Genomic DNA, 25879 nt, shown 5'->3' with positions numbered 1-25879 from the left:
CCGTCTCTCCCGTCACAGCTTGTTGTATAAGGCGTCGGCGACTGGTTCGAGCCAGGTCACGGACGTGCCGTCCTGTGCCTCCGAGACCGCGACATGGGTCATCGCGCTTTCACGTGCCGCACCATGCCAGTGCCTGACGCCCGGCGAGATGAAGACGGTGTCGCCCGTCGCGATCGGCTTCGCCGCTTTTCCGTCGACCTGAACCCACCCGTGCCCCGCCGTCACGATGAGCAGCTGCCCCAGCGGATGCGTGTGCCAGTTCGTGTGAGCGCCCGGTTGGAACGTCACCGTCGCGCCGCCAAGGCGCGCATCGCCAGTGCTCTTGAAGCGCGACGCGATCGACACGCTGCCGGTGAAATACTCGGCAGGGCCGGACGTCGGGTCCTGACCGGGATGGATGATCTGTACGTCGGACACCGCGACAACCTCCTTCTGGGCGAACACCTTGGCCGCGACGTCGATGGCGGCGTTCGCCTTCGGCCACCCCGCGTAGAAGGCCAGGTGGGTCAGCGCCTCGACGATCTGCGGCTGTGTCAGCCCGTTCTCGAGACCACGTTGAACGTGGAAGGCGAGCTGGTTGCCATCACCGCCTGCGGCAAGCGCGGCGATGGTGACGAGGCTGCGGTCGCGCGGCGACAAGTCGGTGCGCCGCCACAGATCTCCGAACACGACGTTGTTGGTAAGCTCCGCGAGCTTGGGCGCGATCGGATCGAGCTTCCTGCTCACGGTCGCCGCACGCGCGGGATCGGAGCCGGGGAGCGGCGCGGTGGCCGGACGCATCGTCGCAAGCGACGCCAGATCGACGTGGCGCTCGGCGAACACCTTCTCGACCTCGTTCAAGGCCGACACCGCGTTCGGCCATCCGGTGTAGAAGGCGAGCTGCGTCACCATGCCTGCGACCTCGGACGGCTTGATGCCGTTATCGAGGCCACGACCGAGATGGCTCGTCATCTGCGCTGTTTTGCCGGTCGCAATCAGCACCGATAAAGTGACGATGCTCCGGTCACGCGGGGGCAGCTCAGGACGCACCCACACGTCGCCGAACAGCACCCGGTCGGTGTAGCCGGCGAGCGCCGGCGCGATCGCCTGCATGTTCCTGGGCGCAACCGACGCACGCTCCTCCGCTTCGACCGGCACCGCCAGCGCCAGCGCGGCGGCAGTTGCAGAAGCGACCTTCATCGTTTCGTCTCCCATTCCGATCCCCGGGCTGGATCAATCGCCGCCAGCGCTCGCCTTCACCGGACGAACGAGCCGCGAGAACGTGAGCTGAGCCAGGCGCCACTGCCCAGCCCGCCTGTTGTAGACCTCCGTAACCATGAACGGATTGGTGACGGTACGAGCGCCGACAACGGCCTCCAGGTCCAGGTCCTCGAGGACGATCGCGGTGTCACCGAACACCCGCACGTCGACCGCGTAGATCGATGCCTTCTTGTACCAGATCCCGCCGCTCTTGATGGTGGCGAGTTCCGTGGCCTTGCCCCACGTTCCGCCCATGTGGGTGAACATGGCCCGATCATCGAAGAGCGTCGCCAGTTCGTCGACCTTCTTATTCGCCATCCAGTCCCATTTGGTCTTCGACAGGTCGATGATCTGCTGCTCGGCCGCGGTATGCGTGGCGGCTGTCCTGATCGTCTCCGTCGGCGGTGCCGGCGTGTCCTGCGCGAGCAGGGGCTGCACCGGCAGCACCGACAGGACGACGGCGCCTACCAGGCGAAGCCGCTTCGTTCGCTGAGTCGATCGAATGTCCATCGCAACTGCTCCCGCATGAGGTCGAAGGTGGAAGGCCGACGCCGTGACATCGGCCAGGAGATCACATCAGAGCTTCCGTTCGCCGAGCCACTTCACCATCGCCGGGTCGCGGTGGTCGAAGAAGCTGCTCGCCTTCTGGTCTAGGGTCGCGATGGCGCCGAGATCCTCCGCGTCGAGCGCGAAGTCGAAGATCGAGATGTTCTCGGCCATGCGCTCCCTGCGTACCGACTTGGGAATGGCGACGATGCCGCGCTGGTTCAGCCAGCGCAGCACGACCTGCGCGATGCTCTTGCCGTGCTTCTCGCCGATCGAGCGCAGCACGTCGTTCGAGAACAGGCCGTTCTTGCCCTCGGCGAGCGGTCCCCACGCCTCGGCCTGGATCGCGTGCTCGCGAAGGATCGCCTCCGCATCCTCCTGGCTGTGGAACGGGTGGATCTCGATCTGATTGACCGCCGGCTTCACCTCGTTGTGGAGGACGAAGTCCACCAGCCGGTCAGGGTAGAAGTTGCTCACGCCGATCGAGCGCACCCGCCCGGCGCGCTGCAATTCGACCATCGCGCGCCACGCGCCATACACGTCGCCGTACGGCTGGTGGATGAGATATAGGTCCAGGTGGTCGAGCTGGAGCTTGTTCATCGAGCGCTCGAAGGCGGCCTTGGCGCCCTCGTAGCTGGCGTCCTGGACCCACAGCTTGGTCGTCACGAACAGCTCGGCACGATCGATGCCATGCTGCCGGATCGCCGTGCCGACGGCTTCCTCGTTGCCGTATGAGGCAGCGGTGTCGAGCAGACGGTAGCCGACATCAATCGCGTCGCGCACGCTGCGCTCGCACTCGGCCAGGTCGGGCACCTGAAAGACGCCGAAGCCGAGGCTCGGCATGCTGTTGCCGTCATTGAGCGTGACGGTCGGGACGGTGGTCATGTCGATGTCTCCCCGCGCGCTCAGCGGTTGATCAGGCGCTGGTGTGACGCCGGGTAGCGGTCGCCCTGGACCTCGATCCGGTCGAGCGCCCGAGCGATCCGCGCGAGATCTTCCGAAGTCAGCTCCACGTCGACGCCGCCGAGGTTCTCCTCGAGACGGTGCAGCTTCGTCGTGCCCGGGATCGGCACGATCCAGGGCCGCTGCGCGAGAAGCCACGCCAGAGCGACCTGCGCTGGCGTCCGCTTCTTCTCCGCGGCGATCGAGCTGACCAGGTCGACGAGCGCCTGGTTCGCGGCCAGCGCATCGGCCTGGAAGCGCGGTACGATGCTGCGGAAGTCGTCCTGACCGAAGGTCGCGGACGCATCGATCTTGCCTGTCAGGAATCCCTTGCCGAGCGGGCTGAATGGCACGAAGCCGATGCCCAGCTCCTCGAGGAGGGGCAGAATCTGCTTCTCCGGCTCGCGCCAGAACATCGAATACTCGCTCTGTAGCGCCGCGACCGGATGGACCGCGTGAGCACGCCGGATCGCGTCAGGCCCTGCCTCCGACAGCCCGAAGTGCCCGACGGAGCCCGCATCGACCAGCTCCTTCACGGCGCCCGCGACGTCCTCCATCGGCACGTCAGGATCGACGCGGTGCTGGTAGAAAAGGTCGATACGGTCCGTCCGCAGCCGGCGCAGCGACTCTTCCGCCACCTGCCGAATGCGATCGGGCCGACTGTCCGCTCCGTCGGCTGGCTTCCCGTCTCGGAACCCGAACTTGGTGGCGATCACGACCTCGTCGCGGAACGGCTCGACCGCTTCGCCGAGAACCTCCTCGTTGTGACCCGGGCCGTAGGCCTCCGCCGTGTCGAAGAAGGTGACGCCCCGGTCGAACGCGGCGCGAATGAGCTTCACGGCGTCGCCGCGGTCGGTCGCCGGGCCGTAGCCGAAGCTCAGCCCCATGCAGCCCAATCCTAACGCGGATACCTCGAGGCCCCCACGGCCAAGTTCTCGCTTCTGCATCTCGCTTGATCCTGTCGTTCGCGGATCAACGCTCGTTCGCGTCGCCATGACGATGATTTAGCGCATGTGAGGTCCGCGGATTAGACAGGCCAAATCGCTTGGGTCTATGACCTGACGTCATGAAACAGACCACGCGGGCGGGCGGATGAAGAGAGAGGAGCTGGGCAGCCTGGCCATGTTCATGGCCGTCGCGGAAGACCGCAGCTTCACCAGGGCTGCCGCGCGTCTCGGCATCTCACAGTCGGCACTCAGTCATGCAATGCGGCGGCTGGAGGCGCGGCTAGGACTTCGCCTGCTGACACGGACCACTCGTTCCGTCGCGCCGACCGAGGCTGGAGAGCGGCTGATCGAGACGTTGGGTCCGGCGCTCGACGACATCGAACAGAAGCTGGCGGCGTTGACGGAGCTGCGGGATAAGCCCGCGGGTACGGTCCGCATCACGGCGGGCGCTCACGCTGCCAGGAAGGTGCTTTGGCCGGCGATCAAGCGCGTGACGGCGGACAACCCGGATGTCAACGTCGAGGTCAACGTCGAGGCGGGTCTAGTCGATATTGTGGCCGACCGGTACGACGCCGGTGTGCGGCTCGGCGAGCGGCTCGAGCAGGACATGATCGCGGTGCCGATCAGCCCCAAGCTGCGCATGGCAGCCTTCGCGGCTCCCTCCTACTTCGCCGAACGCGGAACACCTTCGTCACCGTACGACTTGGCGCACCATTCATGCATCAATCTGCGCTTCCCGGGATCCGGCGCCCTGTACGCATGGGAGTTCGAGCGTGACGGCAAGGAGCTCAAGGTGAAGACGGAGGGGCAGCTCGTCTTCAACGATGTCGACCTCATCGCGCAGGCCGCTCTAGCCGGGAGCGGCATCGGGTTCATGCTGGAGGACCACGTGCTGGATCATCTGGCGAGCGGACGGCTCGTGCGCGTGCTGGACGAATGGTGCGAGCCCTTTGAGGGATATTACCTCTACTATCCCAGCCGTCGACAGCCCTCGCCCGCGTTCAATCTTTTACTCGAAGCGCTGCGTTACCGAGGTTGAAGCGTGATGCCGTAAATCACCATGTGCAATGCCTGACCTTTGCTGCAAGGATGCTAAAGCCGAAAGAGAGCAGGAGCTGGTGATGCCCGGCCATTGCTGCTCAAATTGCTATAGCAATCCGTACCTTCCCTCTGCCGGGTTGCGAGTGAACACCGTGACGCTGAGCCCGTCTAGCTCGCGATCAGGCGGATGCTGGTTCTCGACGATGATGATCTGGCTCTCGCTACCATGATGGGCTTTAAGGTAGGCGTAGAACCGTTCCTTTAAGTCAGTGCCTTGGAGCGCGCTGTCCTCGTCCCCTTCAGGCTTGAAGTAGGCGAGCAAGGGGGAGTCGAGGACGAGGAAGCCGGGATGCGGCAGCTCATGCTCTTGGCAGAACTCGAGCAGCGCGATGGAGACGGCTGCGTGGGTGATCGCGCGCAATCCCTGCCCGCGGCTACCTCGCGGCTTGCCGTCGATCACGAAGTCGCTCACGTCCTTGTCGAAGTATACGCGACATTCACCTGGGAAATTCCAAGCCCTCAAGATTTGCTCGAGCTTCATTGAGAATTGGTGTGCGACCGCATCTGTCAGACCAACAGCCACTCTCGACTGCTCAACAGGACCAGCGTCGGCCCCATCGATCTCGGAGCGCCGCCGCTCGAGCTTGGCCAGTCGATCGTATAGGTCAAGCGAACCTCGGACAACCGCACGAGCCTCGACGACGTCCGTGAAGAGCGACCTGGCCCCCTCGACCTCCGGCCCGATGGTCTGACGAATCTGGCCATCCACCCCTTGGAATGCCTGTTCTACCCCTTCCCAGATTTGTGCAAGCCTCTCACGTTCCTCGGCTAGATCGAGGATCGTCGAAGCCAGCTCGGTCTGGAGCTTGTCAATCTTCGCGATCTCCGCGGTCGCTGCCTCGACAATGACGGCGACATTCCCATCGCAATCGTCGTCAACGTGTTGGGCGTCGGGCGCCGCCCCGCACAAAGGACACGCGACCCGCTGGACGAATGCGAAGAGGGTACCGCTCTCCTGGATTGCTTTGAGCCGTTCAAGGTCAACCGCATAGTGCTCGCCGAGAAGCCTGAACCGCGCATCGACCTCTACGATCTCATCGAGGCGCTCGTCGATCTCGTGACGCCGCGCCACTAGCTCCCGGCGCCGGGCCAACTGCTCGTCAAGGTCGCGCTGTGCGCTTGCGACACTATCCCTATATAGCGCCGCGGAGGCATCCAGCAGCCTGAGCCGATCTTCAAGTTCGGGCCGCTCCTCGCCCATGTCAGCGATGTCCGAAACCAAATCCGCGATCAGCTCGTCCAAGAGTGCGATCTGGCTGGAATTGTCCGGCTCGTCGGAGGCGGTCGAAACCACGGCGGAGTCATCGATGCCTGTCAGGAGGAGCTTAATTGTCGCGAGTTCGGCGGTCTTGAGCGTGAACTGGCCACCCCAGAATGGCGATCCCTTCTGCTGGATCTCTCCCTCTTGGACGATGACGAGTCGCGCGAGGTTCCGGAAGCTGAGGCTGTTCGTTGTTCCCTTGCCGCTGCTTTTTAGGATGCGCCGTCCGAGTAGCCCGATCTTCTCCAGCAGGAACCCGGAGAGGTTGTCCGTCCGCTCGTGCGCGTGGGACTGCCGCAGCTTCTCCGATCCCTCTCCCCTCCGGAGGATGAAGTCTCCCCCGGTCGTCGCGCGCTCGAACGACCAGGCCGTTCCGTCGGTGCATGACATTCCGAGCTCGATGGAGCTGTAGCCCTCGCGCTCCGGTATCTCCTTCAGCTCGGAGCCGCCCACCATGAAGTCGATTGCCTCGGCGAGGAATGATTTGCCAGTCTCTGACGCGCCGCAAATGACGTTGACGCCAGGCCGGAACACGACCTCCGCCCTCTTCGCGGGGCCTTGGAAGCGCAACGCGTCGAGGCGCAGGTAGCCGTTCACGACGCGCGCCCGGGCAATTGTGTCAGTTGGAACTCGCTCGTCCATCTATCGAAGAAGCGGCTGGTGATCGCTCGGATTGCGTCCGTGTCCAGATGCCCGAAGGCCCCGATCACCCATAGCGCCCTTGCGCGAAGGCCCATCGAGTACGGCGCGCGGAGCGCGGCCATGTAGGGACTGGCTGCCTCGCCGGCGCGATAGCTGATGCCGCCGGGGCCAACGACACGTTCGACCAACCCGCGGCTGGCCATCAGGAGCAGGCCCTGCTCGATTATTTCCCGGCGTACCAGTAGTTCGCCCGCCCTCATTGGCAACGCCGCGTGTAGGCTGGCGGGCCCTCCGGCGTCCCCCGAGTGGACAACGAGGTAGTCCAGCTCGACAAGCCGGTGCAGGTCGCAGGCCTCCGGATGCGCCGCCTCGAGTATCGAAAGCGCCCGGATTCCGGTCTCCAGCGGGCTGTTGAAGGGGCTCGCGCGCCTAACCATTTGATCGCATCCACGTCAGCCGATCGTCGTTGGCGAGCTGGTGACAGATGCCTTGCCGGTCCTGGACGCGTGTCGTCGGCGCGAGCGGGTTCGAGGTCGACGAGACCTGCGCCGCTTGGGCGATGGTCGCCCTCATCCGGTCTAATCCGGTCGCGTGCGAAGCCTCAGAGACGTCTACAACGCCCTGAAAGATCTCCTCCTGCAGCGCGTCAAATGTCCCCTCCGGCACTGTATCGCGCGAGAAATTCCGCAACGCCTCGGCGCTGTAGAATCGCTCGCGCTGCCGGACGAAGTCCCGCTGTAGCGAGGCATGCGCCCCGAGCGCTGCCAGATCGGACAGCGGTGCCGCCAAGTGGTTCCCATAAGCGTCCAGCAGCTGGCGTATGTAGCGGCTCTCGTGCAGGCTGGGCTCGTCCGGGGGGGCAGCCACGGCCGGCCGAAGCGGGAGCCCGCCGCCAAAGCGTATTACGTGGTGACTGGTTGTCTCGTGCCGGGCGATCATCTCAAGGACGCTCGTCGAACCGAAGACCTCAAAGTCGAACGCTTCAAAGTGGCTCAGCAACCCTCCCTCCAGCGCAACGTCGGCCTTGGATGTAATTGCGTACCTGCATTGCTTCTCCCAGGCTTGCCTGACACTCGCCTTAAGCTTAACGGGATCAAGCAGGAGTTTTGCCGCGGTCGTCCCGACATCGCGGCTAGCTGCGAAGTAGTACTTTCGTGGAACGGTATATTCTTTAAGCCAAGTGTAGTAGACGATCTTGCCAATCTCGACGTGGATGTCGGCTGGCCTCAGCGGGTGGTCATACCGCTTGCATTGATAGTTGTCCCACGGCTTTGAAAAGCCTTCATTGCTGGTAAAGCAAGCCACGTCGATGCCCATGTCGCCGGCGCCTGCGAAGCGGCGGACCATGGCGTAGTTCGCCTTCAGCGAGCTGGTCCATTCCTCGACAAACTCCTCCCAGTCGTCGGGCGAGAAGACCTGTACGCGCGATACTTTCGGGATTGGCAAGCCGGCCTGGACATGATCGACCGACGCCACGTGGACGATCCCCTTCGGATTGACCTCCTTCAGGTCGGCACTCTCGACCAAGCTCTGTCCTAGCTCCCCGTTCGAACCATGGCGTAGCCAATCCGGGCGGTCTCGGACAGAGGCAATTGGAACCGAACGATCGGCCAACTTCGGCAAAGGACGACCTCACGCCATGAGCACGCTGCTTGTTGGACGACGCTATCCAACGTCAGACATCCGCTACCAGGGCGCTTACCTGCCGTCGTTTCCAACGATTAACCAAGGGGCAGGATAAGAAACCCTGATTGACGAGTTGGCAGCCGCTCTGCCAATCAGGGTTTACCCTTAACGACACTCAAGGCCGCTGTCGTTCTTCGGCAATAATCCGCATGTTTTCTAAGGCCTCATCCACGGAGAAGATGGGTAATGGGCGATCAATCGCCATTGTGGACGGAGATAAGGCCCATATTTGGTCCGCTGATACAAGCGGCGGTGGTGCTGATAGTCGGTGTCTGGACAATATGGTTTCAGTTACGACAAGCCCGCACGGCAGAACGAAAGCTGTTCACGGACCTACATGACAAGCGATTTAAGGCTCTTAGCAATTTCACTCGCGATATCATGGATATGGTCCTCACTGTCTTGGCGGAGGACGATAATCGTCCGCCTCAGAGCCCCCTCGAAGAACAAGCGCGCAGCCGTGACCTTTCAGCCCGCTTGGAGCAGCTGGCGTGGCTGTTTGGGAGTGACGTCATTTTTCATCTTACTCAGATGCTTGAACATGCGGAGCGGATCATGAGCACTGTCAGCAGGCTAAGGCACAAGCTAGACAGCGACGACGGGGTACAGCTTGTTCAAAGTCTGAACGTTAACAATGAGGCCTTGCACGCTGCACTAGCCAGCGTCAACGAGGCTGCGCGACATTACCTTTACGTTGGGCATATCAGGGCGCAGGCGCCACCGTCACCAGCCTTCACCCCAGAACAGCTGAAAGGGCATACGCCTCCGCGCCGCAATCGGTAGGTTGAAATTGCCTGCCAAGTCGACGATCTACGATCTATGGGCCCAGCAGCACACGAGACGCGGCATTCGTGGACGAAGCGTGTTGGTAGCTAGAAGGGTGATCCTGAAAGCTATAGATTAAGCCCTGGGTAGAAAGCCGTTTTCATCAACAGCATCGTTCCAGTACCGCTTAAACCATCGCCACTTAGCGACCACCGCCGGTATATTGTGTTTCTCGCTACAGTTCTGTCGAATGCACCGTGCGATAGCCGTGCCAGCGTCAAGATCAAGGATAGCCGACATACCGCGCTGCGCGGTGGCCGCAAAAAGAACAATGTTCAGCATCATCTGCCCATCATAGTCATCCTGGACGACAATCTTCGGCCACTTGTCGAGTAAGAGGCGGCTTTCTATTCCCTCTTCGACGACCTCTGGAGTTAAGAGAATCCTGGGCGGCCCACCTGTCGTATCGGCCTCGTACGCGGCGACGATCGCCGGGCCAAATGCAACCTGGCTAGTATGCATTACGTTTCCCAGCGCTATCCCACCTCGAACGAGCACACCCTCTTTTAGAAGGCGCGTCGACACCCGCACACATGCTTCGAAAAGATAGGTCATCCCCTGTTCTGTTCGCGGGGCACTTATTATGACGCTGTCGGAAAATTGGGAGAAGCGCAACTCAGTTGCGTCATAGCGCTCAAGTACCTCTCTGAATCCTCGTAGGCTGGCGAGAATTTTATCCAGCTCATCCCGATGACGATCAGCCTCTAATACAAGGGCCTTGAACCCAAGCACGTCAAGGAATGCGACATAACGCTCGCCATAACCTATCTCGCCCGATCCCTCCACTCGCACCTCCTTTTCCTGCATCTTCTGAGTGAGCTTTAAAACGAGCTAGATTGACAACTGCAAAGTCGGTCCTCGCGTGGCGAGCCGCGGACCAAGGTGAAAAACTTGAGGTCGTCCAAGAGCAAGCCGATCGATATGAAAAGTAGGGTTATAAGGAAATAATCTGAGCGAGGTCACGGGCTAGCCCTCAATCACGGCGTCGGCCGGATGCAACGCATGTGTCAGCCTTACGTAGGACTATCGGCAATAGCAGCCATTCTATGGAGTCCACTTCGCGGCAAACCAACCAATCGTAAGCGCTGCCGCCCAACCCAACCAGCTAAGCCGGTAGCCGACGATCCGCCACCTCTCGCGTCTATTTTTCAAAGCGACACTAAGCGCCTTGATCGTTGCGCGATCGTCAGCTCCGTCGTGAAGGCGCTGTAGAATGCGCGTGAGACTGGCCGGCATGTCGATCCTTCGGATCAAAGGCAACGTCGCCTCGTCGACCGTGGTCAGGTCCGAGACCATCATCGGTTCTGAGGGATAGTGCCGCACACCTGCCTCAATCGGGGGGGAGCGCCAACGGAAGCCGAAGCGGCCATAGAAGCCCGTCAGCTTCGCGAGCTCATGGCTCCACTCTTCATCGCTGCTATTCGCGGCACGCACCAGCGTGATCGGCTCCACTGCAGCGTCCCGGTGGTGCAGCTGGGCCCACCTAATCGAGGCATTCAGGACGAGGTAGCCGAGGCCACGCCCGCGCAGCGCGGCACGATGGATCATGACATCGCCCGTGGTAACCTTCACCCAACCTCGGCGCACTACCCTCCCCTCACCTGTCATAACGTGTGGGAGCTGCGGCGTTGTCTCCCCTATATCGACAACGAGAGCCTCGTGTCTGGGTCCAGAACTCCCTTCCGTTTCCGCCGTCCCGATCGCGATGAGCGTACGTCCCCAACGCGTTCCGTCCTTAGGCAGCAGCTCGAAGAACGTCCAAGCGAATGGCGACGCCGATCTGCCCGCATCATTGAGCAGCGTTGCGTCATCGTCGGATAACTCCATCTTCTGCTCCTAAGGGTCAGGCTTCCGCGGTCCACCTGGCATAGCCTATTTTGGGACAGGTTTTCTTACCGTTCGCATGTGCAAAAAACGCCTCTAGCCTTTAGTCCTAAGTGGCGGCACAAGAGTTGCTATCGTCAGTGTGGGAGGCTCAGGCCCCCCTTAGTAACCATAATGCCACACGACGGGTCGCCACAGTCGAAGGTAAGAGGTTGGGTCATGCAGGGTGCCGAGATGCTTCAGACACTGGAGAGGCATCATCAAACCATCAGAGCTGGCATCGCCGAGATACAACGGCATTGCGAAGAGGGCTGTCGGGACATGGCTGGTTTGAGCCGCGCACGCTTGGATCTCACGTCGGCAAGCCGCCGTAGGTCGAAGTTCATTAGCGATGTCGTCTCCCCGTTCCTGCTAGAGGGCGCCGACGAACAGAGCCGCTTGAGCCTTGCCGATTTTCTAGTCGCGTTCAGAGCACGGCGCCTCCTATCCGACGAGCATATTGCGACTTGGTCGGACGAACATATTCGGAGTGATCCGCAGGGCTACTGCATCGCGGCGAAGGCGATCTGGGCAATGATGGAAGACCAGATCGACCGTGAGGCCCGGATATTGGGCAGCCAGCTAGGACGGCACATGGAGACGGTCGCTCCCGCTCGATGACATCGATGTCTCTGTTTCGCGGTCACAAGCCCGACTGCAGCTGCCTACCGGATTAGCGCAATTACCGGGTAACTGCGGTAATCCGGTATAGGACACGGCTTACCCTTCGTTTCGGTTGAGGTAGAGCTCCCAAGCCTCTTCGATTATGACGCCCTGAGTGACACCCCGGCGCTGAGCCTCATTGGCGATCGCGTCGGACACGTGCGGCAATACCTTGGCGTGGATTTGACCAGTCCGGGGGCTTGGCTGGCGCCCTCTCCGTCCGGCCGGGCTTGTGCGCGCGACGAAGCCATGGTCTGCGGCAGTCGCGTCCGCGGCGGCCACGGTACGCTCGTCCGTCCGCTTACCCACGCTCTTCAGACGGGTCAGGTCGATGCTGAACGGGGCATCACTCATTGTTCAAGCCCTCCATCAGGCGCTTCATCACCGCTTTGGCGAACTGCTCGGCGTTGTTGCGGGCCGCGTCTGCGTTGCCCTGGGGCGGCATAGTGTAGAGATCACCGCCAAATTCGAACAGGCTTGAGAATGCTGCGCGTTCGAGAAGATCGGGCTCGATAACGTGAACACCCTGCCCTCTCAGCGATGCCGCGATGCCAGAGTGCTGCTTAGACTTGACAGTCTTCGTCATCGTGAAGACGACGGATAAAGGTATCGGTCGACCTAGTGCTTCCTCTTCCTCTTGTATCAGGGCCACCGTACGCGAGCCAACCGTGGCGTCGAGCGTCGTCGCCCTCATCGGCGTAAGAACCAAGTCAGCCTGAGATATGGCACGTGACATCAGGCGAGATGCCACGCCCTCCAAATCCACAACCACGATGTGCCCGTCACGATCATTTTCTTTGATCGTCTTGATGATGGTGGACTCGCTCACGTCAGCAATGACCTTGATACGCTCCGGCCGCTGGCCCCGAGAAGCCCACAGACTGACCGATCGGTTCGGGTCGCAGTCGAGCAGAGTCACCGGGACGCCGGCATGAGCCAGCTGTGTGGCAAGGATGACCGCTGTTGTGCTTTTCCCTGCGCCACCCTTCGGTGACGCGACGGCGATCGTCGGCATTCAACCTCCTCAAACCCAACGTATGCTAATCGGATGATTCTACTTACCCGATAAATAACCGGTGCGCGGCCGCACCGGATTAACCAGCATACCCGGTTCGATGTCGGACCGGGTAACATCGATAACCCGGTTATAGCGGGCACCCGGTTTTTATGGCAATCCGGTTTTTTTGCCAATCCGGTAATCTCCTCCATCTGGTTGGTTCTCGTACCTGATTATCGCGCTTATCGGATAACCGGGTAGGAGTATTTGGCGCAGATGGCCGCCATCGACGGGATGCCGGGATAGCTCCAGCTCGCTCCTCAGGATCTGCTTTTTAGCTCCTGCGCCTCAGCGCAGCTGCGGCGCTAAGGCCCAAGGCTTAACCGCTTACCGGATAACCATAATTACCCGGTGTTTCGACGAACCCGGTATCGGCTGATTAGACGCTGACACCCGTAAGCACCAGCACGAGGGCGAAGGCAGCGGCAGCCAGCTTGCCGGCGCCCATCACCTTCGCTGCTGTTCCATACCGGAGCCTACGCCAGGTCAAATCGACTCCCGTCCGCAAGGCTAGTATGCCGTCCACCGCGAGCACCGATCCAATCAGAAAAAGGAGCAGGGTGAACGCTTTGACAAACTCGCGAGTGGACGAAGGTATGACGATGAACGCCAGGATCAAGCTCAACGTGGCAACACCGTACAGTGACGCCCCGGCGCTCAGCAGACCAGTGACTAGTAGGCGGCTTGGTCGAGTCCAGGAAATCGTGATGAAAGCGGACGGCCGCTTGCACGATTGACAGGGCTCAATGATGCCCTCCGGTGGCCACGGCACAAAGGGCGTTCGGCAGTAGCCGCAAACTGGCGAGCTGAGGTGACGTACGTGCTGCATATGATTTTACGAGGACCTCCTCGCCGCGGCGTCTTCCGTCGACTGAAGGCCCTCATAGCAAGCCGGGTCACAGAAGAGCATAGGGCGGCCCCGGCACGTGAGATGTTCGCCTTCGATCATAACTGGTCGATGGGCGAGCCGGTGACAGGGGCGATTATCTTTGGCGGTGAAGCCGCACGGTATGGCGATGGGCGGAGCTGGCCACTCCGGCGCCTTCGACACCGCGCCATCGCACCAGCTATCTGCCGTCGATTGAAATAGATCGTGCTGGCGGATCTGCGGCTTCATCGCTGCGCCTTTGGATTGGAGGAGAGGGGAGGGTGATCCGGATGGCACATCGACCATCCGTCCTTTCCTCTCCCCCCTCTCTTCACTGCCTCGGGGCGATTGTGGCCGGGACCGTCTGGTTGGCGGCAGGTTGAGACGTTCCCGTGGTCGGCGCTGCTGGAGCAGGGGCTGGTGCAGCCGCGGGCGCGATGCGCGATTGCGCCTGCGTCGTCAGCTTCCGGAAGGCGTCGAGCATGGCGAGCGACGTGATCTTCCCCATGTCGGTGCTGGTGTAGGTTCCGCCGAGTGCGCCGACGCCGGCATTATTGAGGAGGCCCCCACCAAGTACGGAGATGTCCTTCTTCCGAGCCGACCCGGTCGCGATCGCCTGCTGAATGCCGGTTTTCACCTCGACCAGTGTCAGCATGGTCTGGCTTGATTTGACCTTCTGCTTGAAGCCGAGGCCGCCGGGGAACATCGACCCGAGCCCACCTCCGCTGCCTCCGGAGTCGTTGTCCGAGTAGAGCACCTTCGCCTGGAGCAGGTAGTCGGCGGCCTTAAGCGTCGCCTGGTTGTTAGCTCCGGCAACTGAGCCGCCGGCAGCGAGCTGGCGCTCGCGTTGGAGAGCGTCGAAGCCTTCACCGCGGTCGACCACCTGGAAGCACCCTGACTGCGCTACGAGCAGCTTTAAAAGGGGGAGGGGGTCGACACGCTGGCTGCCCCCATTTTGCGCCTGCGCCATCCGCATCATCGCGGCGAGACCGGGCGGTAGACCCTCCTCGGGGCCACCTGCGGCACGTTCCTCAACCAGCGCGATCGTCCCAAGCGAACGGTCGCATCGCGGCACCTCAGTGGTCTCGTCGATGCCGATGCCGCCCTTGCCGGTTCTCTGTGCCAGCGCCGGCGCCGTTGTCAGCGCCAGCAGCGATATGAGTGCGAGTGTCCTGTGCATTGTACCCTCCCTTGGTTCAATTCAGTGGCTTCGGATCTTTGATATTGATGCTCGTATGGAGAGTGCCGGCCGGTGATCGATGAAGATCGATCCCGGCGCCGCGCCGGCGGGTGAAGACCATCGGTCGCACGACCGTCTCATACGTCGTCGACGGGCCAAAGTAGCTCGTCGTGCCGTGCCATTTGTCCCCCTCGATGATCTCCATCCGGTAGGTGCCAGGAGGCACGGGGACTGTGACATCATCGTTACGGTGAACATAGACCGAGATGACGTGAGCGTCTGTCTCGCGCTCGAAAAGCTGGACGACTGCGTTCGCCTGGTCGGTTGCGACCGTCATCCGCGAGGTCGCACTGCGCGGGTTGACGTCGGTGCTCACGGTGACGGTACCGGTTGCAGGGAACGCGATCTCTGGTGTTCTGTCCGGGAACCAGCCGGCCCGCTTTGCCTCACGATAGGCCGGGATGAGGATGCCGACCGCTGACAGCAGCAGCACCAATCCCTGCAACGGGTGCGGCTTGAAGAGGGGAGGGGGAGGGCGGAAGCGCCCCTTCTGATAGTCGAAGCCGCGGTTCTTTGCTGCGAACCAGGCACCGCCTCCGCTCCCGCTGCTCTTCGTCTTGATCGGCTTACCGATCCAGCTGGCGCTACCGAGCGGCACCGCCTTCTTGTAGCCGGCGCTAGACTGCTCACGCCGTGCCTTCTTGTCGTTCCAGGTCGTCTCGTCTTGGTCGAGGCCCTGACGCTTTCGGTAGCGCTCGCGCATGTAGTCACGGTCATCGAGCCCCATCGAGCTGCTCCTCCTGTCGAAGGTGTTGCAGACGCCTGCGCCGGTGGATCGCGGCCAGCTGAGCGGCGAAGGCCGCGACTAGCTCACCGAAATAGTCCGCGACCTCGCGCTCCTGCTCACACTCGGGCGCCAACGTGGCAGCGGCGAGGACGAGGTGAGCCGCGGCGACGTTCGATCTCTCCATGATCTTGAAGGCGAGGGTACGATACTCGACCGCCAGCTCGGCCAGGTCGGCACCGCCTTCAGCGACATCGTTGGCAACAACGCGCGTCACGCGGGCTGACCATCGAGGGTCGGCGAGATCGGAAGGCGGAGGTGGCCTACGATCGCGACGACGTCGTGGTAGTTGGGTTGGACGCGGCCGGGGATGCGGATCGTCCGGTAACCCGCATGCCCGGTCATCTCGTCACGTACGCGGTCGCGCCCGGCATGGTGACTGCGGTCGTCGACCTCGATCAGAGCTAGGATCGCGCCAGTCGCTCGGTCCTGTGCCACGAAGTCGACGATCTTCTGCGAGAATGCGTTGCGATCGGACAGCTTGCGCTTGCGCAGCGGGTTGGTCGGCACCTGCAGCAGCGCGCCCATCGCAACCTGGGCGTGGATGCGGCAGTGGGGCAGGGCACGTTCCAGCGTCGACAGCATCGCTGTCTCGCGCGCCGTCAGAAAGCGCTTGGCAACCGGTCGCGGTGGGCCGAACAGGTTGCCCGCGCCGAGCGCCTTCAAGATGGCGATCACGCATACGATGGCGACAAGGACAGCTATCGACCGGTCCATTGGCTACCTCCGGTCACCTGCAGGGCGCGTCTTGCCTCGATGTTCTGGCCAGTCTCGTCCGGCTTTCCAGCGAGATGAACGGTGCGACCGGCAGCTGCCTCCAACTCGACGATGCACGCGATCGCCGCTGCAATCATGGGATCGCGCCCTCCTGGGCCGCATGCCATGAACAGGATGCTGCCGGGCACTCCGGCCAACCAGCGCCGAAGCGAAACGCGAGGCCGCTTGCCCTCATACGGACCAAAGCTGCAGCTCAGGATGAGGTAGGCGAGCACAGAGAAGGACAGGCGATCCGCCTCGTCACCGGATGCAAGCTCGAGGCGTTCGAGCCACGATCTCACCTGAAGGGGTTGAGTCGACAGGGCCCGCTGCCGCACGCCGGCGAGACTGCCGCTCGGCTCGCCGGCTTCGCTGCAGAGGAACTCCTCGACCAGCAGCGCGGTCACGTGATGGAAAAATAACCCCCCGTTTGGCGAGGCCGTGATCGCCTCTGCCGCCCGCGCGAAATCCTCATTCGAGAGATGGTCGGCAAAGAAGTCCCAATTTCCGGACGCTGGGTCGAGCAGGATGTCGAGCTGCGGATCGGCAATGGTCGACGGCAGATCGTGGCCATTGTCGATGATGACCAGGCGCTCGCCATCGCGTCGCGCCAGCTCGACTAGGTCCCGGAGCACCGCAGCGGGGAGAGTGTCCAGGGTGCCTTCAACGATAAGGGTCATGGCGGTCCTCACATGTACAGGCCAAAGTTCTTTGAGGGGAGATCTGCCACATCATTCGTGCTGGTCACTGCTGAAGAGAGCATTGCGCCCACGGGCATGACACGAGATGAAGACCGCTCAGGCGTAATCTGCGAGAATCGAGAGATCTGTTGGTGTTCTGCGTCGCGCTTCAAAAGGCTTCGGTAAAAATGCACGCCGGCTATAACCATACCGATAAGCGTAATGATGGCGATAATCCCTTCAGCGACGTCTCTCGTCGATGGAGCGTTTTCGCGATGCCTTATGTTACCCGCGACGATGTCTAGGTTCTCGCAAGCCGCTTCCAGCATCGGCCGCAAACCAATCATCTCGGGTACAAAGGCACTAAAGAGCTTCTCGAGCTCCTCGTCCTCATCAATCTCGCCGAGCGTTTCGAGGTAATAAAGGATTCGTGCGGAGGCGTCTCGCAGTCTGCTACTAGCGATAAGGAGTGCCTCTCGGTCGGAAAGGTGGGCCATCACTATCTCACATGTCCAGGCCAAGGTGCTTCTGGGGCAATCCGGGTATTTGGTCGGCAATAGCGGGCATCGCGGGCAGGGCGCTCAGATCGTCCATGTTGAGCGGCCGCAGACCGAGCTCGTCATCCTTCCGCAATTCGGCCGGTTTTTCGCGTTCCTCGCCATCCTTACGATCCAGCGACGGAGCGTCAGCGTCGAACTGCTTCGGATCGGAGTAATCGGTCTCCGACTTGCCCATGTCGGGCAGGTCGGTGAGATCGAGACTGGCGACATCGATCAGCGCCTTCCCGGCATCATCATGGTCGAGCGACGCGGCCGCGGCGCTCAAGGCATCGTCTGCTGCCTGGTTGCGTGAGGAGGTGCCGTCGATTTCGAGGCGACCCAGGCTCTCCAAGGCCGCAGTCTTGTCACCGCGGTTGCGATCGAGCTGCCGTTCGAGCTTCTGCTGGTTGTCGACGACCATCGTCAGGTCGAATCGGATGCGTGTGACGCCGACGTTGAAGAGGCGCTGATTGGAGAGGTTGCGCTCATAGCTGAGCATCACTGTGATGGCTTTGTTGGTCGTCACACCCTGCGCCATGTGCATGTTGAGCGAGTAGGCGAGGTCCATCCGCTGCATCATCGGATCGCCTTTCTCGAGCGTCAGCCTCTCCTTGTTCGCCAGCTCGACGGTGACCTTGCCGCCCTCGATCCCCGTGATGGTCGCAAGAGAGGCATTGTCGATGCCGCGTTCCTTGTCGTTGTCGGTCCAGCGGATGCGGTCGCCTTCGTGGATCTTGATCGTCTCGAGCGTGGCGAGCGACATGCGATCCCGGCCGATCATGGGATCGATCTTCTGCGGATCGAACCTGATCCGTTGGCCGTCTTTGACAATCTCGACCTTCCCGTTCGCGAACACGCGCGTCACCTCTGCCGAGCCACGTTTGAGGTCGAGCTCGGCGACGTAGCCCTTCACCTCGAGCCGCTGGCCCTTCGCGTAGGACTGGGCGTAGCGGAGGTCCTCCTTCGGCAGGTTGACGTTCTGAATGACGGTCACGAACAAGCCGTCGCCCTTGAGCGTGCCCTCATTTAGCAAGCCTTTCTGGACCGCCTTGTTGATGGCCGCTCGGGTGGCACGGCCGGAAGCGAAGATGGCAGTTTCTGCCCGCTCCGCGGGTGTCAGCTCCAGCCACAGCTCGGACGCCTTCGCTGCGGGATCCTCATGCTCGACCACCTTGTCGCCGAGCACCTTGATCGCCTGGCCGGAGCGGCCGACATTGGCGAGGGCGGCCACAGTCTTCAGCTGGTCAGTCTGCTGACGCAGGTTCTCATCCATGCGCGTCATGCCGATTTTGGCCGCCTGCATCATCGCGAACGACTTGCCGGCGTTGATGGGGAGGAGCTGCTGGCGATCACCGATGAGGGCGATCTTCTCGATGCCGAGCGCTTCCGCGATCGTCAGCATCTTCAGCATCTGATCGTTCGACACCATCGACGTCTCGTCGACGACGATAACCGTGTCCTTCAGCTCGTCGCGCCGAGCCTGCGCTGCGGGCGTGTTCGGGTTGGTGGCGTGCTTCTCGTTGTGCCAGATGAAGTGAGCGATCGTCTCAGCGCTGACGCCGACCGCCTCCATCTGATCGACCGACATCTCGCGCGTGGGAGTGGAGTCCGGTCGCGCCATGCCCTGCTTCATGTCGGTGACCATCTTGTTCTGAAAGGCGAGGCCAAGCACCGACTTGCCCTCGGCCTCCACGACGCGCGCGACCGCCTGCAGCATGGTCGACTTGCCGGCACCGGCGATGCCCTGGACGGCGACGACACGATCCGTGGTGGAGACGATCAGCGTGGCGGCTGCGAGCTGTCCCTCGTTAAGCGGGTGAGGGGAGGCGGCCTGCAGGCGGTCTGGAGCCTCTGAGGGCGCCACCAGCGCCTTTCCGCTGTCCTTGCCTGCCTCGACCCGCTCAAGGATCTTCTCCTCGGTCCTGAGCGCCTCCGGCGTCGTCACGGCTTCCACCATCCGTCCTTCGTGGCGGATCTCTCCCGGAAGCAGCTTGCCCTTCTCGATCAGCTGCTCGATGCGGGCCTCGACCTGTTCGATCGTGACTCCGGATATGTTGTAGTTGAGCGCCTTCTTGGCGATCTGGTTCTTCTCGATGGCAGCCTCGTTCTCGCTGAGGCTGCGGATTGCTGAGGCGACAGCGATCTGCGCGCCCGCCTGACCGGGGGTCTGCGACAGGCGAACGATGCCGCGATCAATCAAAGGATCCGGCGAGCGCAGCATCCCGGACACGGTGTCGCGCGCGACCTTCACGGCGTCGGCGATGGCGTGGTAGCTGCGCGCGATCGGCCCGGCGCCTTCGCGCTGCTCCATCTTGGCAGCGAGCCGCATCGCGTTGTCGAGCAGCTCCTTGCCGTCGAACCCCTTCTCGGCCGCCTCGTTCATCCACTCGAGCACCAGGCCATCGCGATCCTCGATGCTGAGCTTCGGATCGCGGGTGGTGACGGTGACGCCGTCGCGTCCCTTGGGAGAGACGATGCCGAGCTCGGCCGCCTTCTCGAGGATTTGTTCGCGGCGCTGGCTGAAGGTGTCGAGCACCTCCTTCGGCACGCCGACGATCTCGAACGTACCGTTCTTCCCGCTGGCCACCAGCTGGTAGCCGAGCTTCTCTAGCTCGTTGCGGAGATAAGCGTGGTAGATCGCGCCGATGAGGGTGTTGTTGGCCCAGATCTTGTCGGCGTGCAGCGCGTGCCACTCGCCGTCCGGCCCCATCGTCATGTTGGCCGTGATCGCGTGGATGTGGGCCTGCGGGTCGAGCGCGCGGCTCGTGTCGTGCTGGAAGAGCGCATAGACCAGGTTGCCGGTCTTCACCGTCTCGGTCTTGCCATCCTTGGTGATACGGGTCTCGGCGAGGTTCTTCTCGACCCAGCGCATCGTCTGCTGGACCGCCTTGGTGTGCGCGCCGTCGGGACCGAGGATGCGCTTGTCGCCAGCGATGTAGGCCATGATCGACACCGACTTTGGCGCCGAGAAGGTGAGGTCGTAGCCGGTGCGGCGACCGGCGCGCTGGTCGACCTTCTCGCCCGACGGCAGCTCGCCGTGCAGGACCTTGCTGAACGCCTCCTGCGTGACGGTGCCGGTGAGGCCGGCTGCGGCCGCGCCTTCACCGCCCCACAAGCTGACCTCGCCGGCTTTCTCGTCGGTGTAGTAGGCGCCGGCGACATAGTCGTCCTTGGTGAAGTATTTCGCCGCGCCGGAGGCCGACTTCACGCTCGCGATGGAGTGCATGTCAGTCGCCCATCCCCAGGCCGTCGTCGATCTCATCGGGGAAGGCGTCGCGTGCCTCCCGGATCGACAGATCCTCGGAACGGTCGTCGATCGACAGGCGGTCGCCGCGATCACGATGCTCGGGCTGCGGCGTGACGCTCTGGCCGTTCATCGACTGCGCGCGCTCGTCGCGATCGTCCTCGCTGGAGCGCTCGCTGGAAGACGCGGCACGCGGGTCGCCACTGCCCCTTGCAGTGGCATCGAGCGACAGGCCGTCGTTGGACCGGTCCAGCTCGCCCTCGGTCGGCTGCGAGAGGATGCTGGCGGCGAGGTTGTTCGCCTCATTCGCCGGCGTCACCTCGTCCTCCGTCAGCGCCAGCGACTCCCCACGCCCGCCTTCGTCATCACCACCTTTCGGCTTGCCTCCACCTCCGCGCACACCAGACCCGGCGTCGTCCGGCTTGTCCGGTTTGCGGGGCACGAAGCCCTCGGCGACCTTGGGATAATGCTCCCATTCGAGCTGGATGCGCGCGGCGGGGAAACCGTCGGGAAATTTGATGAAGCCGTGCATCGACGGCAGGTTCGTGATGTCGTCGGGAATGACGAGCGGCTCGATCTGCTTACGGGGGGTCAGGGTCGAGGCGTCGCGGGTGCTGTTATAGCCGTAGCTATACCCCTCATCCATCTGCCGGATCTCGCGGTTACCGATGTATCGTGCGCACTGCTCGGCGGTGTCGAGATCGGCTGCGGCGAGGATCAGCTTGGTGCGCGCGAGCGACGAAAGGTTGCGCGCGTTTTCCTCGCCGTAGACCTGCACCAGCTTGTCGAAGGAGTGCAGGCCAAGGATCATCGCCCCGCCGTAATTTCGGGCGGTCTGGAGGCCGCTTTCGATCGCCGGCAGGCGGTGTAGCGCGCCCAGCTCGTCGAACATGAACCACGTCCTGAGCGACCGGGTTTTCGCCATCGTCATGAGCGAGTGGATCGCGAGGTTGGACCACAGCGTGAGGAGCGCGCGGTTCATCTCGAGGTCGGTGTAGTTAGAGGTAATGAAGAGGATCGAGCCGGGCTTTTTCTCGCCCGTCATCCATCCCCTGATCGAGTAGCTCGGTCCCGTGTCGGGGAGGAAGCGCAGCACCTGCGCGTTGGTGTTGAAAACGGCTCGGATGGACTCTGCCATCTTCGCGGCTTCCGGGGCCGTGATGGGGTCGGCGATGGTCTTGGCGAGGTGCTTGTGGACCTGCTTCAGGTCGGCCGTCATGAGGTTGTCGGCCAGCGCCTGGTTCGACATCATGTTCTTCTCGATGAGCTTCATGCACATCTCGATGAACAGGGTGCGCGCGGCGAGCGCCCAGAAGGGCTCGGCCGCCCCGCCGTCGGACGGGATCAGGGCCGCGGCTGCGGCGGTGAACTCGCTGTACGTGCTGCAGTCGTTGAAGATCGACCAGGCCGGGCAGCGGGCGTCGAGCGGGTTCAGGATTGTGTCGCGCTCGGGGTCGTAGAAGGCCTCCACATAGGCACCCGTCAGGTCGAAGATCACGGCGCTGTCCTGGCGCTCGCGCATCTGTTGGATGTGCTTGCGCAACGCCGTGGTTTTGCCCGAGCCGGTCGTACCGAGCAGCATCGTGTGCGACTGCTCGAGGCGGTGCGGGTAGGGGATGCCGGCGATGTAATAGGGGTGGTGGATGCCGCCCGCTTTTCGCGCCCCGAACGGCAGCTTCAGCACCTCTTTTGCGGTCTTACCCGGGAAGAGGGTCTGAGCCTCTTTCACAAACTCGATTTTGTTGTGCTGGACGATCTCGGCGTACAGCAGATTGCGCTCGACCAGCATGGCGCCGCGCTCGTGGCGTTCCTGGATCATCGCCTTGCCGCGACGCTTCGAGAAATCGACGAACCAGATCGCCAGCGGCACCGTCACGCAGGTGGCGATCATCATCGATCCGAGCACCCCGCGGACCGCCTTGTCCCATGCGCGAGCGACCTCCGGAACGTAGGGCACATACCCCATGATCGTGCGGTGCAGGCTGTTGTCCGGCATGCGGAGATCGACCTGCTTCAGATTGTCGAGAGCGACCCAGTTCCAGAGGCTCGAGAGGATCCGCATGCAGATGAGCTGCACGTTATTCTCGTCGAGAGTGATGGACAGGATGATGACGTAGGCGAGACCAAACACGCCGAGCCACATCAGGACCGGCAGTTTGGCCCCTTGCAGCCACATCAGCACCTGGGTGTTCAGGAGCTGCGAACCGCGGGTGAAATTGCCTGAGTTGCGGGGTGTATCGCCACGCGAGGAATGGTGCTCCTGCGGAATCGCCAGGCGGTTGTTGCGGATGTCGCGCCGCATGCCCTTGGGGTCATCGCGCGCCATGGTATCGCTCCATGCGGCGGTCCGTCTCGAGCACCAGCGTATCGCGCAGCTCCGGGTGTTCCTCCCGAATGATCGCGTCGAGCGCGACCTGCGTATATTCGGCGACGCGAAGGTGGCGCAGCTCGCTGGCCGAGAAGCGCTGGTGGCCTTCGAGATACTGAATGATTGCAGACCGCAGGATCTCGGCCATCGATCGGTTTTGATCGACGGCTAGCTGTTCCAGTCGCTGCAGGTGCTCGGGTTCGAACCGGACGGTCCGAGCGAACTTTGAGCGTTTCAAACCAACCTCCTAGCAGGGAGGATGGTGGGCACTTCGACCGTTTTGCTATATTCTCTCTCGGCCGGTCTGGCAACAGCCGTCGTAGGCTACGCTCAGAATACGCACCGGTGAGAACCTGTTAAAACGGCGGAAATCTGCCAATTCTCAAACGGGTTCAACCCGGTGCGCAAACGAGTTCAACCCGGTGCGCCTTCCAAACGGGCAGAAAACCGCAGAAGTCCGGGAAAAACGGCAAGCGAAGCTTGCGTAGGGTGTGCACTACTGTAGTCCCGAATCCTCCGTGCTGCTTTGACCCCCTAGGTTCTTCGAGGAGGCTCCGGGCGTGTCCCGGTCCTCCGCCGGGATCTGCCCCGCCGTGAGGCGGAATGGCAGGTTCTGAAAGGCGCTGCGCGCCGGGTCGCTCAAGCAAGGCTGAGGCTTGTACATGGGTCGTGTCCGAGGTTGACCGCAGATGCTGCGAGGTGGCTTCCAGATCGCGATCGTGGCCGGTATAACCGCCCCGTTCAGAAGCCGATGAGCCTGACCGAAAGGCAAGACTATGGCGAAGTCACTGGACGCTGAAATGGCCGCGATCGAAGCCGACGAGCGGAAGATCGCCGAGCGCCGTCAGGCGCATGCGGCGAGGCTCCGCGAGGCGGCTGTCGGGACGGTCGAAAGGGCGGGGCTCCTGAAGCTCCCGCTCGATCGACTTGAGGGGCTGATGAAGGTGGTGAAGACGCTGGGCGTTGACGAGGTGGAGAAGCGGCTCATGGCGACAGCCTGAGCCGGTTCGAGACCGATGGTCACGGCGATGGCCGCACGGGGCTGCTACCCTGTGCGGCCATTCTCTTTTCGGCGAGGGTCGAGGCGCAGCCGGCTTGAGATTGTCAGGCAAAAAAAGGGACGCGCCAGCCGTCAGGCTGGGCGTCCCTGTGGGTTGCTGTCAGTGCGAGCAGGGCCGTCAGGCCCATGCGAGATGATACTCGCCGTCGACGGGTTTTAACGCGGCCATCGTGGTCAGCGCTTCGACGTAGCGGGTCATGTGCGGATCGTCGTCGAGCCGTCGCCGGGTGCGCGGATCCATGAGCCGCTCGCGCACCTCGGACATGGACACGGCACCGCAGCTTTCCTCGTCCAGACCGAGGCTGGCGAGGATCGCAAAGGCATTGCCGTTGGCGACCTCCAGCTCAGGTGCGGCGTCCGGGTTGAGGCCGAGGCCGAGCTTGATGTCACCGCCCGGTTCCGACTGCCAGATGCGCGCGCGGCGGCCGAGGAATTGCGCCTCGTCGACAACAGTGATGACGGCCGGGTCCCAGTCGAAACAGCGGGCGATCGACGCCAGCGCAAGCGGGCAGACCCGGACCTCGATCTCGAACGATCCGGACGCTGGATCGCCGTGGACCGGCACGACCATTGCGACGCCGATACGCACGACATGGCGGCCGAGCAGATCGCGCAACGCGCCGAGCTGGTCGGGCGTGATGACGGCAGGGGAGGGCGACAGGATATTGTGGCCGTCGTCGACGCGGAACGTGATGGTCATCTCGACCTCCTTCGTTGAAACCGCGTCTCTCTTTCTCTCTCCTCTCCGGCGAGGATGTACCGCCCGCTGATCGGGGCGTGACGGCAGTCTGCGGACCCGCCGGGCCGTCTGCGGCGATGGCCGCGCGAGCAGCGCCAGGGCGGGCTCGATGCCCGCACTGGCGCTTCCCGGCCGAGGCGTAGCAAGGGCGGCCCGGCGGGGCCGACCAATGCGAGCGAGCCGGGCCGGGGCAGGAGCCAAGCGGGCAGCAAAAAGGGCCACCCGGTCGCCCGAGCAGCCCTTGTTTTCGAAGGCAGGTAGCGGAGCCTCGCGGCCCCGCTCAATTACTTGACCAGCTGCACGTAGCTGGCGATGCCGACCAGTGCGGTGCCCTGTAGGATCAGGAACCACTTGAGCCCGTCGATCGAGGTCTGCATGCCCTTGAGGCCTGCTTCCAGCTTCGCTTCCATAGAGCCGAAGCGCGCATCCATAGTGGTGCGCATCGCTGCGATCTCGGCCTGCAGTGGCTTGATGGCGTATCCGACGTTCATGTCGATGTGTTCCTCGACAGCGGCGACTGCGCGCGCAGCCACATCCTCGGCGATATTAGCTGAAATCAGGGCCTGAAACAACGTGACCTGCATGTCTGTTCCTCCTTCGTCTCTATGACGAAGCTCACGCGTCGGTCGGGGCGGCGAGGGTCAAGGACCGCGTAGCGGCCGCGTCAGCGGCGGTGGGGGTCACGATTTTGCGTAGCAAAATGGTGGGGCCCCGCCGTCCTTGAGGCTCGCCGCCCCGGCCGACAGACTGGGACGACTTGAGAGAGAGTTTACCCCCGCGGCAGCAGCGCCGGGGCGGGCTCGATGCCCGCTCCGGCGCTTCCTCGGCC

Annotated in this window: 26 protein-coding genes; 4 read left to right on the top strand and 22 right to left on the bottom strand. The window is 62.7% G+C overall.

From position 1 onward, the window contains the following. Nucleotides 1–12 precede the first annotated feature (12 nt). The 4 genes from FHY02_RS23130 to FHY02_RS19490 form a co-directional block, all read right to left on the bottom strand. The gene (locus FHY02_RS23130; protein ID WP_183925387.1) at nt 13–1179 is read right to left on the bottom strand and encodes a carboxymuconolactone decarboxylase family protein; all 1167 of its coding nucleotides are present in this window, start codon (nt 1177–1179) and stop codon (nt 13–15) included. Between the two features lie 33 nt (nt 1180–1212). Further along, nucleotides 1213–1749 (bottom strand): nuclear transport factor 2 family protein, encoded by a 537-nt coding sequence (locus FHY02_RS19500; protein WP_183925385.1) that lies wholly within the window; start codon nt 1747–1749, stop codon nt 1213–1215. 66 nt (nt 1750–1815) lie between these two features. Beyond that, complete coding sequence (locus tag FHY02_RS19495; RefSeq protein WP_183925383.1) at nt 1816–2670, bottom strand: aldo/keto reductase; 855 nt, start codon at nt 2668–2670, stop codon at nt 1816–1818. A 20-nt stretch (nt 2671–2690) separates the two neighbouring features. Beyond that, on the bottom strand, nt 2691–3674 hold the full coding sequence (locus FHY02_RS19490; protein ID WP_183925381.1) for an aldo/keto reductase: 984 nt from the start codon (nt 3672–3674) through the stop codon (nt 2691–2693). 145 nt (nt 3675–3819) lie between these two features. On the opposite strand from FHY02_RS19490, the gene FHY02_RS19485 reads away from it, so the two are divergent. Then, nucleotides 3820–4713 (top strand): LysR family transcriptional regulator, encoded by an 894-nt coding sequence (locus FHY02_RS19485; protein WP_183925379.1) that lies wholly within the window; start codon nt 3820–3822, stop codon nt 4711–4713. Nucleotides 4714–4821: 108 nt separating this feature from the next. Here FHY02_RS19485 and FHY02_RS19480 read toward each other — a convergent pair whose 3' ends face one another. The 3 genes from FHY02_RS19480 to FHY02_RS19470 are packed head-to-tail and all read right to left on the bottom strand — an operon-like array spanning nt 4822 to nt 8205. After that, nucleotides 4822–6633 carry a hypothetical protein gene (locus tag FHY02_RS19480; protein WP_221198739.1) on the bottom strand — a complete coding sequence of 604 codons (1812 nt, stop codon included), beginning with the start codon at nt 6631–6633 and terminating at the stop codon, nt 4822–4824. After that, nucleotides 6630–7115: an ABC-three component system middle component 2 gene (locus tag FHY02_RS19475; RefSeq protein WP_183925375.1), complete on the bottom strand. Its 486-nt coding sequence runs from the start codon at nt 7113–7115 to the stop codon at nt 6630–6632. The genes FHY02_RS19480 and FHY02_RS19475 overlap by 4 nt, the downstream gene beginning before the upstream one ends. After that, nucleotides 7108–8205, bottom strand: coding sequence for an ABC-three component system protein (locus FHY02_RS19470; protein ID WP_183925373.1), 1098 nt, complete (start codon nt 8203–8205; stop codon nt 7108–7110). The genes FHY02_RS19475 and FHY02_RS19470 overlap by 8 nt, the downstream gene beginning before the upstream one ends. Before the next feature lie 345 nt (nt 8206–8550). Here FHY02_RS19470 and FHY02_RS19465 point away from each other — a divergent pair, with 345 nt between their 5' ends. Further along, on the top strand, nt 8551–9147 hold the full coding sequence (locus tag FHY02_RS19465) for a hypothetical protein (RefSeq protein ID WP_183925371.1): 597 nt from the start codon (nt 8551–8553) through the stop codon (nt 9145–9147). Nucleotides 9148–9264: 117 nt separating this feature from the next. Here FHY02_RS19465 and FHY02_RS19460 read toward each other — a convergent pair whose 3' ends face one another. Then, complete coding sequence (locus tag FHY02_RS19460; RefSeq protein ID WP_183925369.1) at nt 9265–9996, bottom strand: hypothetical protein; 732 nt, start codon at nt 9994–9996, stop codon at nt 9265–9267. Between the two features lie 237 nt (nt 9997–10233). Further along, nucleotides 10234–10737 carry a hypothetical protein gene (locus tag FHY02_RS19455; protein WP_183925367.1) on the bottom strand — a complete coding sequence of 168 codons (504 nt, stop codon included), beginning with the start codon at nt 10735–10737 and terminating at the stop codon, nt 10234–10236. Nucleotides 10738–11232: 495 nt separating this feature from the next. Between FHY02_RS19455 and FHY02_RS19450 the strand changes: the two genes are divergently transcribed. Next, nucleotides 11233–11673 carry a hypothetical protein gene (locus tag FHY02_RS19450; RefSeq protein WP_183925365.1) on the top strand — a complete coding sequence of 147 codons (441 nt, stop codon included), beginning with the start codon at nt 11233–11235 and terminating at the stop codon, nt 11671–11673. 388 nt (nt 11674–12061) lie between these two features. Here FHY02_RS19450 and FHY02_RS19445 read toward each other — a convergent pair whose 3' ends face one another. The 11 genes from FHY02_RS19445 to FHY02_RS19395 all read right to left on the bottom strand — a co-directional run bounded on the left by FHY02_RS19445 (nt 12062) and on the right by FHY02_RS19395 (nt 23489). Further along, nucleotides 12062–12730, bottom strand: a complete 669-nt coding sequence (locus FHY02_RS19445) for a ParA family protein (RefSeq protein WP_183925363.1) — start codon at nt 12728–12730, stop codon at nt 12062–12064. A gap of 421 nt (nt 12731–13151) precedes the next feature. Beyond that, entirely contained in the window at nt 13152–13397 is a 246-nt protein-coding gene (locus FHY02_RS19440; protein WP_183925361.1) for a hypothetical protein, read from the bottom strand. A gap of 574 nt (nt 13398–13971) precedes the next feature. Next, on the bottom strand, nt 13972–14820 hold the full coding sequence (locus tag FHY02_RS19435; RefSeq protein WP_183925358.1) for a CsgG/HfaB family protein: 849 nt from the start codon (nt 14818–14820) through the stop codon (nt 13972–13974). A 16-nt stretch (nt 14821–14836) separates the two neighbouring features. Further along, on the bottom strand, nt 14837–15607 hold the full coding sequence (locus FHY02_RS19430; protein WP_183925356.1) for a hypothetical protein: 771 nt from the start codon (nt 15605–15607) through the stop codon (nt 14837–14839). Beyond that, the gene (locus tag FHY02_RS19425) at nt 15594–15881 is read right to left on the bottom strand and encodes a hypothetical protein (RefSeq protein ID WP_183925354.1); all 288 of its coding nucleotides are present in this window, start codon (nt 15879–15881) and stop codon (nt 15594–15596) included. Before FHY02_RS19425 ends, FHY02_RS19430 begins: the two co-directional genes overlap by 14 nt. Next, nucleotides 15878–16381, bottom strand: coding sequence for a DUF2726 domain-containing protein (locus FHY02_RS19420; RefSeq protein WP_183925352.1), 504 nt, complete (start codon nt 16379–16381; stop codon nt 15878–15880). Before FHY02_RS19420 ends, FHY02_RS19425 begins: the two co-directional genes overlap by 4 nt. Next, complete coding sequence (locus FHY02_RS19415) at nt 16366–17100, bottom strand: type IV secretion system DNA-binding domain-containing protein (protein ID WP_183925350.1); 735 nt, start codon at nt 17098–17100, stop codon at nt 16366–16368. The genes FHY02_RS19420 and FHY02_RS19415 overlap by 16 nt, the downstream gene beginning before the upstream one ends. Nucleotides 17101–17108: 8 nt before the next feature. Then, complete coding sequence (locus FHY02_RS19410; protein WP_183925348.1) at nt 17109–17597, bottom strand: hypothetical protein; 489 nt, start codon at nt 17595–17597, stop codon at nt 17109–17111. Between the two features lie 7 nt (nt 17598–17604). Beyond that, nucleotides 17605–20865, bottom strand: coding sequence for a MobF family relaxase (mobF, locus tag FHY02_RS19405; protein ID WP_183925346.1), 3261 nt, complete (start codon nt 20863–20865; stop codon nt 17605–17607). A gap of 1 nt (nt 20866) precedes the next feature. Continuing rightward, nucleotides 20867–23209, bottom strand: coding sequence for a type IV secretion system DNA-binding domain-containing protein (locus FHY02_RS19400; protein ID WP_260173011.1), 2343 nt, complete (start codon nt 23207–23209; stop codon nt 20867–20869). Continuing rightward, nucleotides 23196–23489 (bottom strand): ribbon-helix-helix protein, CopG family, encoded by a 294-nt coding sequence (locus FHY02_RS19395; protein ID WP_183925344.1) that lies wholly within the window; start codon nt 23487–23489, stop codon nt 23196–23198. The genes FHY02_RS19400 and FHY02_RS19395 overlap by 14 nt, the downstream gene beginning before the upstream one ends. Nucleotides 23490–24051: 562 nt before the next feature. On the opposite strand from FHY02_RS19395, the gene FHY02_RS19390 reads away from it, so the two are divergent. Beyond that, nucleotides 24052–24252 (top strand): hypothetical protein, encoded by a 201-nt coding sequence (locus tag FHY02_RS19390; RefSeq protein WP_409322736.1) that lies wholly within the window; start codon nt 24052–24054, stop codon nt 24250–24252. Nucleotides 24253–24429: 177 nt separating this feature from the next. On the opposite strand, the gene FHY02_RS19385 is transcribed toward FHY02_RS19390, so the two are convergent. Then, the gene (locus tag FHY02_RS19385; RefSeq protein WP_183925340.1) at nt 24430–25011 is read right to left on the bottom strand and encodes a hypothetical protein; all 582 of its coding nucleotides are present in this window, start codon (nt 25009–25011) and stop codon (nt 24430–24432) included. Nucleotides 25012–25334: 323 nt separating this feature from the next. Beyond that, the gene (locus FHY02_RS19380) at nt 25335–25634 is read right to left on the bottom strand and encodes a hypothetical protein (RefSeq protein ID WP_183925338.1); all 300 of its coding nucleotides are present in this window, start codon (nt 25632–25634) and stop codon (nt 25335–25337) included. Nucleotides 25635–25879: the final 245 nt, after the last annotated feature.

Origin of the sequence: Sphingomonas sp. BK069 (assembly GCF_014193405.1) — a bacterium.
In the GTDB taxonomy this organism is placed as follows: Bacteria; Pseudomonadota; Alphaproteobacteria; order Sphingomonadales; family Sphingomonadaceae; genus Sphingomonas.
The sequence above is the reverse complement of the archived record's forward strand: the minus strand, read 5'-3'. Positions and strand labels throughout refer to the sequence as shown.

What these genes read in the sequence shown, in the direction of transcription:
- FHY02_RS19485 (WP_183925379.1), top strand. Translation starts at nt 3,820, where the DNA reads ATGAAGAGAGAGGAGCTGGGCAGCCTGGCCATGTTCATGGCCGTCGCG.
- FHY02_RS19490 (WP_183925381.1), bottom strand. Translation starts at nt 3,674, where the DNA reads ATGCAGAAGCGAGAACTTGGCCGTGGGGGCCTCGAGGTATCCGCGTTA.
- FHY02_RS19445 (WP_183925363.1), bottom strand. Translation starts at nt 12,730, where the DNA reads ATGCCGACGATCGCCGTCGCGTCACCGAAGGGTGGCGCAGGGAAAAGC.
- FHY02_RS19460 (WP_183925369.1), bottom strand. Translation starts at nt 9,996, where the DNA reads ATGCAGGAAAAGGAGGTGCGAGTGGAGGGATCGGGCGAGATAGGTTAT.
- FHY02_RS19500 (WP_183925385.1), bottom strand. Translation starts at nt 1,749, where the DNA reads ATGGACATTCGATCGACTCAGCGAACGAAGCGGCTTCGCCTGGTAGGC.
- FHY02_RS19410 (WP_183925348.1), bottom strand. Translation starts at nt 17,597, where the DNA reads ATGGCCCACCTTTCCGACCGAGAGGCACTCCTTATCGCTAGTAGCAGA.
- FHY02_RS19430 (WP_183925356.1), bottom strand. Translation starts at nt 15,607, where the DNA reads ATGGGGCTCGATGACCGTGACTACATGCGCGAGCGCTACCGAAAGCGT.
- FHY02_RS19450 (WP_183925365.1), top strand. Translation starts at nt 11,233, where the DNA reads ATGCAGGGTGCCGAGATGCTTCAGACACTGGAGAGGCATCATCAAACC.
- FHY02_RS23130 (WP_183925387.1), bottom strand. Translation starts at nt 1,179, where the DNA reads ATGAAGGTCGCTTCTGCAACTGCCGCCGCGCTGGCGCTGGCGGTGCCG.
- FHY02_RS19455 (WP_183925367.1), bottom strand. Translation starts at nt 10,737, where the DNA reads ATGATCCATCGTGCCGCGCTGCGCGGGCGTGGCCTCGGCTACCTCGTC.
- FHY02_RS19435 (WP_183925358.1), bottom strand. Translation starts at nt 14,820, where the DNA reads ATGCACAGGACACTCGCACTCATATCGCTGCTGGCGCTGACAACGGCG.
- FHY02_RS19380 (WP_183925338.1), bottom strand. Translation starts at nt 25,634, where the DNA reads ATGCAGGTCACGTTGTTTCAGGCCCTGATTTCAGCTAATATCGCCGAG.
- FHY02_RS19420 (WP_183925352.1), bottom strand. Translation starts at nt 16,381, where the DNA reads ATGGACCGGTCGATAGCTGTCCTTGTCGCCATCGTATGCGTGATCGCC.
- FHY02_RS19495 (WP_183925383.1), bottom strand. Translation starts at nt 2,670, where the DNA reads ATGACCACCGTCCCGACCGTCACGCTCAATGACGGCAACAGCATGCCG.
- FHY02_RS19400 (WP_260173011.1), bottom strand. Translation starts at nt 23,209, where the DNA reads ATGGCGCGCGATGACCCCAAGGGCATGCGGCGCGACATCCGCAACAAC.
- FHY02_RS19475 (WP_183925375.1), bottom strand. Translation starts at nt 7,115, where the DNA reads ATGGTTAGGCGCGCGAGCCCCTTCAACAGCCCGCTGGAGACCGGAATC.
- mobF (WP_183925346.1), bottom strand. Translation starts at nt 20,865, where the DNA reads ATGCACTCCATCGCGAGCGTGAAGTCGGCCTCCGGCGCGGCGAAATAC.
- FHY02_RS19390 (WP_409322736.1), top strand. Translation starts at nt 24,052, where the DNA reads ATGGCCGCGATCGAAGCCGACGAGCGGAAGATCGCCGAGCGCCGTCAG.
- FHY02_RS19415 (WP_183925350.1), bottom strand. Translation starts at nt 17,100, where the DNA reads ATGACCCTTATCGTTGAAGGCACCCTGGACACTCTCCCCGCTGCGGTG.
- FHY02_RS19385 (WP_183925340.1), bottom strand. Translation starts at nt 25,011, where the DNA reads ATGACCATCACGTTCCGCGTCGACGACGGCCACAATATCCTGTCGCCC.
- FHY02_RS19465 (WP_183925371.1), top strand. Translation starts at nt 8,551, where the DNA reads ATGGGCGATCAATCGCCATTGTGGACGGAGATAAGGCCCATATTTGGT.